This is a genomic window from Microbacterium luticocti DSM 19459, from assembly GCF_000422405.1.
Taxonomy (GTDB): Bacteria; Actinomycetota; Actinomycetes; order Actinomycetales; family Microbacteriaceae; genus Microbacterium; species Microbacterium luticocti.
On sequence record NZ_AULS01000005.1, the window covers coordinates 130262 to 143217 of the forward strand.

The 12956-nt window shown below is 71.9% G+C and carries 8 protein-coding genes, 1 tRNA gene and 1 other RNA gene; 7 read left to right on the forward strand and 3 right to left on the reverse strand.

Going from position 1 to position 12956, the window contains the following annotated elements; genetic code table 11:
* Nucleotides 1-42: 42 nt before the first annotated feature.
* Together H577_RS0107795 and aceE are read right to left on the reverse strand one after the other, a co-directional pair.
* Complete coding sequence (locus H577_RS0107795; RefSeq protein WP_029145490.1) at nt 43-1257, reverse strand: PucR family transcriptional regulator; 1215 nt, start codon at nt 1255-1257, stop codon at nt 43-45.
* A 7-nt stretch (nt 1258-1264) separates the two neighbouring features.
* Complete coding sequence (aceE, locus tag H577_RS0107800; protein ID WP_029145491.1) at nt 1265-3991, reverse strand: pyruvate dehydrogenase (acetyl-transferring), homodimeric type; 2727 nt, start codon at nt 3989-3991, stop codon at nt 1265-1267.
* Nucleotides 3992-4151: 160 nt separating this feature from the next.
* Here aceE and H577_RS0107805 point away from each other — a divergent pair.
* From H577_RS0107805 to rnpB, 4 genes are all read left to right on the forward strand, one after another.
* Nucleotides 4152-4224 (forward strand) — tRNA-Val (locus H577_RS0107805).
* 1 nt (nt 4225) lies between these two features.
* Nucleotides 4226-4957 carry a zinc ribbon domain-containing protein gene (locus H577_RS0107810; protein WP_029145492.1) on the forward strand — a complete coding sequence of 244 codons (732 nt, stop codon included), beginning with the start codon at nt 4226-4228 and terminating at the stop codon, nt 4955-4957.
* Nucleotides 4958-4973: 16 nt separating this feature from the next.
* Nucleotides 4974-6719, forward strand: coding sequence for a bifunctional 3'-5' exonuclease/DNA polymerase (locus tag H577_RS0107815; protein ID WP_029145493.1), 1746 nt, complete (start codon nt 4974-4976; stop codon nt 6717-6719).
* 98 nt (nt 6720-6817) lie between these two features.
* Nucleotides 6818-7186: RNase P RNA component class A (gene rnpB, locus H577_RS16985), an RNA gene on the forward strand.
* A gap of 23 nt (nt 7187-7209) precedes the next feature.
* Here rnpB and ppgK read toward each other — a convergent pair.
* Nucleotides 7210-7968, reverse strand: coding sequence for a polyphosphate--glucose phosphotransferase (ppgK, locus tag H577_RS0107820; RefSeq protein WP_029145494.1), 759 nt, complete (start codon nt 7966-7968; stop codon nt 7210-7212).
* Nucleotides 7969-8106: 138 nt separating this feature from the next.
* Between ppgK and H577_RS0107825 the strand changes: the two genes are divergently transcribed.
* The 3 genes from H577_RS0107825 (at nt 8107) to H577_RS0107835 (ending at nt 12831) form a co-directional block, all read left to right on the forward strand.
* Nucleotides 8107-8328, forward strand: a complete 222-nt coding sequence (locus tag H577_RS0107825; RefSeq protein WP_029145495.1) for a hypothetical protein — start codon at nt 8107-8109, stop codon at nt 8326-8328.
* 173 nt (nt 8329-8501) lie between these two features.
* Complete coding sequence (glnA, locus tag H577_RS0107830; RefSeq protein WP_029145496.1) at nt 8502-9839, forward strand: type I glutamate--ammonia ligase; 1338 nt, start codon at nt 8502-8504, stop codon at nt 9837-9839.
* Between the two features lie 7 nt (nt 9840-9846).
* On the forward strand, nt 9847-12831 hold the full coding sequence (locus tag H577_RS0107835; protein ID WP_029145497.1) for a bifunctional [glutamine synthetase] adenylyltransferase/[glutamine synthetase]-adenylyl-L-tyrosine phosphorylase: 2985 nt from the start codon (nt 9847-9849) through the stop codon (nt 12829-12831).
* Nucleotides 12832-12956 lie beyond the last annotated feature (125 nt).

Sequence of the window (12956 nt, forward strand, 5' to 3'; positions counted from 1 at the left end):
CGCACAACAATGCCCGGTTCGTTTGTGTGCGTCGTACAGCGGTCAGTGTCGCCGGCGGGTGGCGGGGGCCCGACGCCGGGTGGCGTCGGTGCCGATCGCGCCGAGGATGAGGGCGGTCTGCAGGATCAGCGCTTCGCGCGGTCCGGTGGCATCCCACCCGATCACCTCGGCCACCCGCTTGAGCCGGTAGCGCACCGTGTTGGGGTGCACGAACAGCTCACGGGCGGTCGCCTCGAGCGAGCGGCCGTTGTCGAGGTAGCTCCACAACGTCGTCACCAGATCGGTGCTGTGCGCCTGCAGCGGCCGGTAGATCTTCTCCACCAGCGTCTGTTTGGCCAGCGGGTCACCGGCCAGCGCACGCTCGGGCAGCAGGTCGTCGGCCTCCACCGGGCGCGGGGCGTGCCGCCACGAGCGGGCGACCGCGAACCCGGCGAGGGCGGCTCGGGCGCTCTGACCCGCGTCGACCAGTGCGGGCACCGCGGGGCCGAGCACGAGATGGCCGGCACCGAACCCGGGTTCGAGGTGCCGGGCGATCTGCAGGAACGGCAGCGACGCGGCCGCGTCGTCCTGGCCGCGCAACTGGGCGCGGCCGATCACCAGCACCAGTCGCGAGCCCTGCACGCCGATGAGCACGTCCACGCCGAGCTTGCGGGCGGTGCGGCGCAACTGGTCGACGTCGAACTGTGGCGGGGTGGTGCCCACCAGCACCGCCACCTCGCCGTGCCCGTGCCAGCCGAGCGCGGCGATGCGGCTGGGCAGCTCCTCATCGGCCCCACCGGTGAGGATGGAGTCGACGACCAGGGCCTCCAGTCGGGCGTCCCACAGGCCCCGGGCCTCGGCGGCGCGGGCGTACACGTCGGCGGCGGCGAACGCGACCTCGCGCGAGTACAGCAGGATCGCCTCGCGCAGATGCTCGCCACGTCCGGCGACCTTCTCTTCGGTGACCTCGACGGTCACGCGGATCAGCTGCAGCGTCTGGGTCAGGCTCACGCTGCGCAGCAGTTCGCGCGGCGCCGCCGCGAAGATGTCCGCGGCGATCCACGGCGTCGAGTTCGGGTCCTCGTACCACTGGATGAACGAGGTGATGCCCGCCTGGGCGACCAGTCCGACCGCGGACCGGCGGGCGGGCGGCATCTCGGCGTACCACGGCAGCGACTGCTCCAGCCGCTGGATCGTGGCCGTGGCGAGGTCGCCCGAGATGCGGCGCAGCCAGACGAGGGTCTGCTCCTTGTCGGTCGGGGCGTTCTCGCTGATCATCCGTCGGTCAGCTCTCTCCGCCCGCGTTCCCGCTGGTGCCGGCGTTCACGTCGTGCAGCCGGTACTTCTCGATCGCCTGCGCGGCCAGCGACCGGTCGACGGTGCCGTCGTCGGCCAGTGCCTGCAGGGTGCGCACCACGACCGAGGGGCCGTCGATCTTGAAGTGGCGACGTGCGGCGGGGCGGGTGTCGCTGAACCCGAACCCGTCGGCACCGAGGGTCGCGAACCGGTTCGGCACCCACGGCCGGATCTGGTCGGGAACCGCGTGCATGTAGTCGCTGACCGCGACGACCGGGCCGGAGGCATCCCGCAGCTTCTCGGTCAGGTACGCGGTGCGAGGCGCCTGGTCGGGGTGCAGGAAGGTGTGCTCGTCGGCCGCGAGCCCGTCGCGGCGCAGCTCGGACCAGCTGGTCACGCTCCAGACATCCGCCGCCACGCCCCAGTCCTCGCGCAGCAGCCGTTGCGCCTCGAGCGCCCACGGCACGCCCACGCCCGAGGCGAGCAGCTGCGCGCGGGGGCCGTCGCCTTCGCCGGTGGCGATGCGGTGGATGCCGCGGAGGATACCGTCGACGTCGACGTCCGCCGGCTCGGCGGGCTGGACCATCGGCTCGTTGTAGACGGTCAGGTAGTACATGACGTTCGGGTCGGGGTGCTTCCCGCCGTACATGCGCTCGATGCCCGCCCGCACGATGTGGGCGATCTCGTACCCGTACGCGGGATCGTACGCGACCGTCGCCGGGTTGGTCGAGGCCAGGAGCGGGGAGTGCCCGTCGGCGTGCTGCAGCCCCTCGCCGGTGAGCGTGGTGCGCCCGGCGGTCGCGCCGATGATGAACCCGCGGGCCATCTGGTCGCCGGCGGCCCAGTTGGCGTCACCGGTGCGCTGGAAACCGAACATCGAATAGAAGATGTACACCGGAATGAGCGGCTCGCCGTGCGTGGAGTACGCCGTTCCGGTCGCGGTGAACGCCGCCATGGCGCCGGCCTCGTTGATGCCGACGTGCATGATCTGACCCTGCGGGCTCTCTTTGTACGCCAGCAGCAGTTCCCGGTCGACCGACGTGTAGTGCTGGCCGTTCGGGTTGTAGATCTTCGCGGTCGGGAAGAACGCGTCGATGCCGAACGTGCGCGCCTCGTCGGGGATGATCGGCACGATGCGGTGCCCGAAGTCCTTCGCACGCAGCAGGTCTTTCAGCAGCCGGACGAACGCCATCGTGGTGGCGACCTCCTGCGTGCCCGATCCCTTCTTCGGCAGTGCGTAGGCGGCATCGTCCGGCAGCGCCAGGTCGACGTGCGTCGTGCGGCGCTCGGGCAGGAAGCCGCCCAGCTCGCGGCGGCGCTCGAGCATGTACTGGATGGTCTCATCGCCCGGGCCGGGGTTGTAGTACGGCGGCAGATACGGGTTCTCTTCGAGCTGGGCGTCGCTGATCGGGATGTGCATGGCGTCGCGGAACGCCTTGAGGTCGTCGAGGGTCATCTTCTTCATCTGGTGGGTCGCGTTGCGGCCCTCGAAGTGCGGCCCCAGTCCGTAGCCCTTGATGGTCTTGGCGAGGATGACGGTGGGCTGACCGGTGTGCTCGACGGCCGCCGTGAACGCGGCGTACACCTTGCGGTAGTCGTGGCCGCCGCGCTTGAGGTTCCAGATCTGCTCGTCGGTGTAGTCGGACACCAGGGCCCGCGCGCGCTCGTCGCGTCCGAAGAAGTGCTCGCGCACATACGCGCCGTTCTCGGCCTTGTACGTCTGGTAGTCGCCGTCCGGGGTGACGTTCATCAGGTTCAACAGCGCGCCGTCGACGTCGCGGGCGAGCAGGTCGTCCCACTCCCGGCCCCAGATCACCTTGATGACGTTCCAGCCGGCACCGCGGAAGAAGCTCTCCAGCTCCTGGATGATCTTGCCGTTGCCGCGCACCGGCCCGTCGAGCCGCTGCAGGTTGCAGTTCACCACGAACGTGAGGTTGTCCAGGCCTTCGTTGGCGGCGACCTGCAGCTGCCCGCGGCTTTCGACCTCGTCGAGCTCGCCGTCGCCCAGGAACGCCCACACGTGCCCGTCCGAGACATCCTTGATGCCGCGGTTGGTGAGGTACTTGTTGGCCATCGCCTGGTAGATCGCGTTGATCGGGCCGAGGCCCATCGACACGGTGGGGAACTGCCAGAACTGCGGCATCAGGCGGGGGTGCGGGTAGGACGGGATGCCGTGCGGCGCGCGCGATCGCTCTTGCCGGAAGCCGTCCAGCTGCGCCTCGGACAGGCGCCCCTCGAGGAAGGCGCGCGCGTACATGCCGGGGGAGGCATGCCCCTGGAAGAAGACCTGGTCGCCGCCGGAGGGGTGGTCCTGGCCGCGGAAGAAGTGGTTGAAGCCCACCTCGTACAGCGACGCCGACGACGCATAGGTGGAGATGTGGCCGCCCACGCCGATGCCCGGCCGCTGCGCGCGGTGCACGGTGATGGCGGCGTTCCAGCGGATCCACGAGCGGTACCGCCGCTCGAGCTCCTCGTCACCGGGGAACGGCGCCTCGTTCTCGGGGGCGATGGTGTTGATGTAGTCGGTCGTGGGCACCATCGGCACGCCCAGGTGCAGGTCTTTGGCGGTCTTGAGCAGACTGAGCATGATCTCGCGGCCGCGGCCGGCGCCCTTGGCACGCACCAACTGCTGCAGGGACTCCTGCCACTCGCCGGTCTCGTCGGGGTCGGCGTCGAGGGGGCCCTGCGAGTACGGATCCTGATCGTGGACAGTCACGGATCACCTTTCTTCGTCCGACGGATCGCGCCGGCGTTGCGGGTCGTGGGGGTGGCACGGCACGCGCCGGGCCTAAGCCTATCCATTCACAGTCGCCGTCCCGGTGCAATCGACCGCCCGGATGCTGCGGCTCCGGGCCCGGATCGTAGACTGGCCGCAGGGGCCTTTAGCTCAGCTGGTAGAGCGCCACGTTTACACCGTGGATGTCGTCGGTTCGAACCCGGCAGGGCCCACGTGAACGCACAGCCTGCGGCGCAGCGCCGCCTTCTCGACCTGGCCGAGCTCGACCTGCGCATCCGGCAGGCCGAGCACGCCCGCACCAACCCGACACAGGCCGAGCGGGTGCGCGAGCTGATCGCACAGCGTCAGGAGCTGACCCGCGAGCTGACCGCGCGCCAGGGCGCGCGCGACGACCTGCGGACGGAGCTCGGCCGCATCGAGGCCGACGTCGCGGTCGTCGACGCCCGCCGCCAGCGCGACGAGCAGCGGCTGACCACCGTCACCAACCCCAAGGACGCGCAGGGGCTCGAGAGCGAGCTCGCGTCGCTGGCCCGCCGCAAGAGCGACCTGGAGGACGCCGAGCTCGAGGTGATGGAGAAGCTCGAGACCGCCGAGGCGGCGGTCGCCGAAGCGGAGGGCCGCCTTGCCGAGGTGAACGACGAGGGCGCGCGGCTCAGCGCCGAGGCGAAGACGGCGGTCGCCGACGCCACCACGCAGGTCGAGCAGGCCACCCGCGACCGTGCGGCGGTGGCATCCGATCTGCCCGCCGAGCTGGTCGAGCTCTATGAGCGGGCCGCCCAGCGCAGCGCCGGGGCGGCGCTGCTGCGCCGGCAGACGTGCGAAGGATGCCGGATGGTGCTGTCGGGCACCGACCTGGCCGCGGTGCGCACCGCCGCCGAGGACGCCGTGGTGACCTGCCCGGAGTGCGGGTGCATCCTCGTGCGCACGGAGGAATCCGGCCTGTGATCGCCCGCGCCCGGCGATGGTGACCGGGGCCGGTTGGATCGTCGTCGGCACCGGGGGAGCCGGCGTGGTCGCGGTCGGACTGGACGGCGCCGGTGCCGAGCTGTGGCGCGAAACGTTCACCGAGGGGGAGTGGCCGGACCGGGTACGCCGGCGTGAGCGCGCCCCACACGCCGAGACGGCCGGCACAGCGGTGCGGTGGGTGTGGTCCGACACCGCGCGCTGGTATTCGCCGCTGCTGGCCGCGGGGGTGCGGGTCGGGCGCTGCCGTGACCTGCGGTTGTGTCACGCGATCCTGCGATCCAGCGCCCTGGTGCGCTCGGACGCCGCCGTGCGGTCACCCTCGCGGTGGGATGCGGCGCCCGCCGGGGACGTGCCCGAAGCGGCGCCGGCACTGTTCGCGATGACCACGGATGCCGCGGCCGACGGGCCGCCGGCGGGGATCGAGGCGGTGCTGGCCGAGTTCGCCCGGCAGCGCGCGGCGATGCAGGATGCCGTCGATCCCCGCCGGATCGAACTGCTGTGCGCGGCGGATTCGGTCGCGGCCCTGGTCGCCGCCGAGATGCGGGCGGCGGGTCTGCCCTGGGATGTCGCCGCGCATGAGGCGGTGCTCGAAGAGGTGCTCGGTCGCCGGCCGGCCGGTGGCGGGCTGCCCGAGCGCATGGCCGAGCTGGTCGCGCAGGTGCGCGTGCACCTGCGCGACCCGGCGGCATCCCTCGACTCGCCGCCCAAGCTGCTGCGCAGCCTGCACCGGGTGGGTGTGCCCGCGGCGTCGACCTCGAAGTGGGAGCTGCGCGAGTACGAGCACCCGGTGATCGCCCCGCTGCTGGAGTACAAACGGCTGGCCCGGCTGCTGGCCGCGAACGGGTGGGCGTGGCTGGCCGAATGGGTGCACGACGGCCGGTTCCGTCCGGTGTACGTGCCCGCCGGAGTCGTCACCGGGCGATGGGCCTCGTCGGGCGGCGGGGCACTGCAGATTCCGCGGCGGCTGCGCGAGGCGGTGCGGGCCGATCCGGGCTGGACGTTCGTGGTCGCCGACGTCGCGCAGCTCGAACCGCGCGTGCTGGCCGCGATGGCGCGGGATGTGGCGCTGGCGCAGGCCGCGCACGGCCGCGACCTGTACGCCGGGATCGTCGCGGACGGCACCGTGCCGACACGCGCCGAGGCGAAGGTGGCCATGCTCGGGGCCATGTACGGCGCGACCACCGGCGACAGCGCACGCCTCGTGCCGCGGCTGCGACGCGCCTACCCGCGGGCGATGGCACTGGTCGACGAGGCCGCCCGCGTCGGTGAGGACGGCGGGGTGGTGACCACGTGGCTCGGTCGCAGTTGCCCGCCGGCGTCGCCGCAGTGGCTGCAGGCGCAGCGGCAGGCCACCGGCGAGACCGGGACGGCGGCCGAACGCGATCGCGCCCGACGCGCCGCGGGAGACCGTGGCCGGTTCACGCGCAACTTCGTGGTGCAGGGCACCGCCGCCGAGTGGGCGGCCGCCTGGCTCGGGGAGGTGCGCGCCCGGCTGGCGGAGCTGCCCGCGGTGCCGCCGGACGAGGCCGCGCCGCGATCGGGTCCGGCGCTGGCCGACCGGCCGCACCTGGCCTTCTTCCTGCACGACGAACTGATCGTGCACACGCCGCTGGGGCACGCGGACGCGGCGGCAGAGATCGTGCGTACGGCCGCGGCATCCGCGGGACGCCTGCTGTTCGGGGCGTTCCCGATCGATTTTCCGCTCGAACTGGCGATCGGTCCCACCGCCGCGAAAGACTGAGCCGACCGGCACGCCGGACCGGCGCGGTCACCGGGGGACGAGCGCGGAGAGCGCGGGCGGCCGGTTCACGGTTTCGCGCGCTAGGCTCAAGGCGCGAATGGGTCGGCTGGATGGTCGCGTCGCGTGTCGGAAACGGTGCGCGCCGAGGAACGTCCGGGCTCCACAGGGCAGGGCGGTGGGCAACACCCACCCGGAGCGATCCGCGAGACAGTGCCACAGAGAGCAGACCGCCCCGGCCACCGCCGGGGTAAGGGTGAAAGGGCGGTGTAAGAGACCACCGGGGTCGCGGTGACGTGACCCGCACGGCAAACCTCGCCCGGAGCAAGGCCAGACAGGGGATGACGACGCGGCCCGCCGAGTCCCCGGGTAGGCCGCTGGAGCGGCACGGCAACGTGTCGCCGAGAGAGATGACCATCCACGAGGCATCCGCCTCCGGACAGAACCCGGCGTACAGGCCGGCCCATTCGCCCTTCCGCGATCGCGTCGCGCGTCAGTCGGCGGCCAGCGCCGCGGCGCCGATGATGCCGGCGTTGTTGCGGTGCACGGCGGGCACGATCGGAGTGCGCAGCGACAGCAGCGGCAGGAACTCGTCCGCGTGCTTGGACACGCCGCCGCCGACCACGAACAGGTCGGGGCTGAACAGGAACTCAAGGTGGCTGTAGTACCACTGCAGCCGCTTGGCCCACTTCTTCCAGGTCAGCCGGTCGCGCTCCATCGCCGAGTACGCGGCGTACGCCTCGGCGTCCCGCTTGTGCCGTGCTCGCTGCAGATGGCCGAGTTCGGAGTTGGGGATCAGCATCCCGTTGTGGATCATCGCCGACCCGATCCCGGTGCCGAGCGTCGTGAGGATCACCAGCCCGTCCCGGCCGCGCGCCGCGCCGTAGCGCACCTCGGCGACCCCGGCGACATCGGCGTCGTTGGCGAAATGGATGCCGCGGCCCAGCCCGTCTTCGAAGAACTTCTCCGCCTCGAACCCGACCCAGTCCTCGGCCACGTTGGCCGCCGACAGGGTGCGGCCGTTCTTCACGATGGCCGGGAACGCGACGCCCAGCGGCAGCTTCTCATCGGCCGCCCCGAGCGTGGTGAGCACCTGCTGCACGGCGGCGAGCACGTCCTTCGGCCGGGCACCGGACGGCGTGGCCACCTTGATCCGGTCACTGACGAGCACGCCCTCGTCGAGGTCGACGATCCCGCCCTTGATCCCGGTGCCGCCGATGTCGACGCCGACCGCTCGAGAGTTCTGTGCCATCTGCTCAGCCTATCGAGCGCGTCGAGGGCGATCGCGTCCGCATGGCGTTTGCGAACTCGCGCGCGAGGGTCGGTGCCGGTCAGTAGGATCGAGGCACGAGCCGGTGCCGACGCGCGCCCCCGGACGACAGGAGACGGCATGCCCGACGATGACGACGACAAGTACTGGTACAACCTCGCGACCGGACAGGTCGAGCGGGGCATGCAGTCACCCGCGGTCGACCGCGCCGGTCCGTTCGACAGCGCCGAGGAGGCGGCCCGCGCCCCCGAGATCATGCGCGAGCGCACCCGGCAGTGGGAAGAGGACGAGCGTCGCGAGAACGACTGGGGAACGTCCGCGGGCGAGTCCGACGACCGGTGACGGACGGACCCGGCGACGACCGGCGACCGTCCGCCGGCGCTGCCCCGGTGGCGGTCAGCCCGTTGACAAGGAACCCCGGGCAGTGAGCCCCGGATAGTGAGCCCCGGGCAGTGAGCCCCGGGATAGTGAGCCCCGAGCAGTGAGCCCCGAGCAGTGAGCAGAGAGGCGTGAGCATGGACAAGCAGCGGGATTTCGTGCTGCGCACGATCGAAGAGCGCGGCGTGAAGTTCGTGCGGTTGTGGTTCACCGACGTGGTGGGCACGCTCAAGTCGGTCGCGATCGCCCCTGCCGAGGTCGAGGGCGCGTTCACCGAGGGCATCGGTTTCGACGGTTCGGCGATCGAGGGGCTCACCCGCTCCTACGAGTCCGACCTGCTCGCCAACCCCGATCCGACCACGTTCCAGATCCTGCCCTGGCGGGGTGAGATCGACCCGACGGCGCGCATGTTCTGCGACATCACCACCCCGGATGGCCAGCCCGCCGTGGCCGACCCGCGGCACGTGCTCAAGCGCACCCTGGCGAAGGCCGCCGACGCCGGCTTCACCTTCTACACCCACCCCGAGATCGAGTTCTACCTGCTGAAATCCTCGCGGTTCGGCCCCGAGGGGCCGCAGCCGGTCGACTCGGCCGGTTACTTCGACAACGTGCCCGGCGGCACCGCGCACGACTTCCGTCGCCGGTCGGTGCGGATGCTCGAAGACCTGGGCATCTCGGTGGAGTACAGCCACCACGAGGGCGGGCCCGGTCAGAACGAGATCGACCTGCGCTACGCCGACGCGCTGACCACCGCCGACAACATCATGACCTTCCGCACCGTGGTCAAGGAGGTCGCCATCGAGCAGGGCGTCTACGCCACGTTCATGCCCAAGCCGCTGTCGGGACAGCCGGGAAGCGGCATGCACACGCACATGTCGCTGTTCGAGGGCGACGTGAACGCGTTCTACGAAGAGGGCGCGCAGTATCAGCTCTCGCAGGTGGGCCGGCAGTTCATCGCGGGCCTGCTGCGGCACGCGAATGAGATCGCCGCGGTCACCAACCAGTTCGTCAACTCGTACAAGCGGCTCTGGGGCGGCGACGAGGCCCCGAGCTTCATCTGCTGGGGGCACAACAACCGTTCCGCCCTGGTGCGGGTGCCGTTGTACAAGCCGACGAAGGGGCAGTCCTCGCGCGTGGAGTATCGCGCCTTGGACTCGGCCGCCAACCCGTACCTCGCGTTCGCGCTGATGCTCGCCGCCGGGTTGAAGGGCATCGAAGCCGGCTACGAACTGCCGCCCGAGGCCGAAGACAACGTCTGGTCGCTCACCGACGCCGAGCGCCGCGCGCTCGGGTTCGCGCCGCTGCCGACCAGCCTCGACCATGCGTTGGAGTACATGGAGGACTCCGAGCTGGTGGCCGAGACGCTCGGCGAACAGGTGTTCACCTATGTGCTGCTGAACAAGCGGCGCGAGTGGGAGGAGTACCGTTCGCAGGTGACGCCGTTCGAACTGGCGCGCAACCTCGAGATGCTCTAGGGACGCCATGGCGGATCGTGCGTCCGGTCTGACCGCCCTGGCACGGCTCGGGTTCACCCGGCTGCGTGAGGCGGACGGGCGGCTGCACGAGCTGGCCGAGGCGGTGGGCGGTGACCGCGATGCGTTCGCGGCCGCATCCGGCGGTGCCGCCGACCCCGATGCGGCCCTCGAAGGGATGCTGCGGGTCGCGCGCCGCGACGCGGATGCGGTGCGTGCGGTGGTGGCCGACCCGCACGGCGCCCGGGCCGTGTGGGCGCTGTTCGGCGCGTCGGACGGGTTCGCGGACTTCTACCTGCGGCATCCCGCCGAGCTGGCGGACCTGGTGGTGCCGCGCGATCGGCTCCCCACGGCGGCAGAACTCGATGCCGACCTCGCCGACGCGGTGGGCGTCGACGCGGACGGGTTCGCCGCCGACGGCTCCGAGACGGCGTGGGTGGCGCTGCGGGTGCGGTATCGGCGGCTGTTGGCCCGCATCGCCGTGTACGACCTGCTGGCGCCCGACCCGGTGGCGGCGATCGCGGACGTGTCGGCGGCGTTGGCGGATGCCGCGGGTGCGGCGTTGCGGGCATCCCTCGCGGTCGCGCGCACCCGCATCGCCGGCGGCGGCGGGGTCGGCCTGTTCCCGCGCGACGAGGTGGCCGCCACCCGGCTGGCGGTGATCGGCATGGGCAAGGCGGGGGCGCGGGAACTGAACTACGTCAGCGACGTGGACGTGATCTTCGTCGCGGAAGCCGCAGACGGCGTGGCCGAGGGTCGGGCCGTCGACATCGCCACCCGGCTGGCCGTGCAGACCATGCGCGGTGTCGCCGGGATGGAGGTGGAGCCCCCGCTGTGGGAGGTCGACCCGAACCTGCGCCCTGAAGGCAAGCAGGGGGCGCTCGTGCGCACCCTGGACTCGCATCTGGCCTACTACGACCGCTGGGCGCACAGCTGGGAGTTCCAGGCGCTGCTGAAGGCGCGGGTGCTGGCCGGTGACACCGAGCTGGGCGCCCGTTATGTGGACGCGGTGCACGAGCGGGTGTGGGGCAGCGCGGCACGCGACGACTTCGTCGAGAGCGTGCAGCGCATGCGCGAACGGGTCACCGACAACATCCCCGACGACGAGGTGGCGTTCCAGCTGAAACTCGGGCCCGGCGGCATCCGGGACGTGGAGTTCACGGTGCAGCTGCTGCAGCTGGTGCACGGGCTGACCGACACCGCGATCCGGCAGCCGGGCACGCTGGCGGCACTGTCCGCTCTCGTCGACGAGGGGTACATCGGACGTGCCGACGCGGCGGCGTTCGACCGGGACTACCGCACGCTGCGGGTACTCGAGCACCGGCTGCAGCTGCGGGGGCTGCGGCGCACGCACCTGATGCCGGCCGACCCCGACGGGCTGCGGGTGCTCGCCCGGGCCAGCCGGCTCGCCGAGACCGGCGACGAGGTGTGGCAGCTGTGGGAGAGGACCAAGCGCGAGGTCCGCGACATCCACGTGCGCCTGTTCTACCGGCCGCTGCTGTCGGCGGTGGCCGCCCTGCCCGAGCAGGAGCGCAGCCTGTCGACCGCGCAGGCGCACGACCGGCTCGCGGCGATCGGCTTCGCCGACCCGGCCGGGGCACTGCGGCACATCGCCGCGTTGACCTCCGGCGTGAGCCGCAAGGCCACCATCCAGCGGCACCTGATGCCGATCATGATCCACTGGTTCGCCGAGGGCGTCGACCCCGACGACGGGCTGCTGGCGTTCCGGCGCATCAGCGAGCGCCTGGGCGATACGCCCTGGTTCCTGCGCATGCTGCGCGACTCGTCGGGGGCGGCCGAGAGCCTGACCCGGGTGCTGTCGGGCTCGCGCTACATCGGCGAGCTGATGGAATGGATCCCCGAGTCGGTGGCGTGGCTCGACGACGACGCGCGGCTGCGGCCGCGGGGGCATACCGTGCTCGCGCAGGAGGCGCAGGCGATCCAGACCCGGCACGACGACATCGCGGGCGCCGCGCGCGCGGTGCGGGCCCTGCGGCGTCGCGAGCTGCTGCGCACGGCCATGGCGGCGGTGCTGGGCGTGCTCACCATCGAAGAGCTGGCGACGGCGCTGACGGCGATCACCGATGTCACCGTGCAGGCGCTGGTGCGGGCGGTGCGGCGCGAGGTGGTGCCCGACGAGGACGGTTCGTTCGAGTTCGCCGTGATCGGGATGGGGCGCTACGGCGGGGCCGAGCTCGGGTTCGGCTCGGATGCCGATGTGCTGTACGTGTACCGCGCGGGCGACGTGCCCGCGCAGCGGGCGGCGGAGCTCGCCCAGCGGATCGTGGCCGGGCTGCGCACGCACTCCGAGGACCACCGGGTTCCGCTCGAGTTGGACGCGGACCTGCGCCCGGAGGGGCGCAACGGCCCCGTGGTGCGGTCGCTGGAGGCCTACCGCGAGTACTACCGGCGCTGGTCGGTGTCGTGGGAGGCGCAGGCGCTGCTGCGGGCGCGAGGGGTCGCGGGCACCTCGGCGCTCATCGACGCCTTCACCGCGCTGGCGGACGAGGTGCGGTACCCGGCGGCGGTCTCGCTCGCCGACCTGCGCGAGATCAAGCGCATCAAGGCGCGTGTGGAGGCCGAGCGGCTGCCGCAGGGCGCCGCGCCCGAACGGCACCTCAAGCTCGGGCCCGGGGGCCTGAGCGACGTCGAATGGCTCGTGCAGCTGACCCAGCTCGAGCACGGGCATGCGATCGCCGGCCTGCGCACGACCTCGACGATGCGGGGGCTGGATGCCGCGGCCGCGGCCGGGCTGATCCCATCCGCTGCGGCGGTCCGGCTGCGTGAGGCGTGGCAGCTGGCCGGACGGCTGCGCTCGGCGAACACGCTGCTCTCGGGCCGCACCAGCGACGTGCTGCCCGCCGACCGGCGGCAGCTCGACGGGATCGGGCGGCTGCTGGGCTACCCGCCCCGCTCGGCGACGGCGGTCGAGGAGGCGTGGCTGCGCGCGGCCCGTCGCGCCCGCCGCACGTTCGAGAAGCTGTTCTACGGCTGAGCCGGTCGATTCCGGATCATCGTCGTGCACCGTGCTGCATCCTCCGCGCACCGCGGCCCGCGCTTCCTGAATCCACGCCGCGCAGAAACCTGCACTGTTCAGAAATCTGCACTGTGCAGAAATCC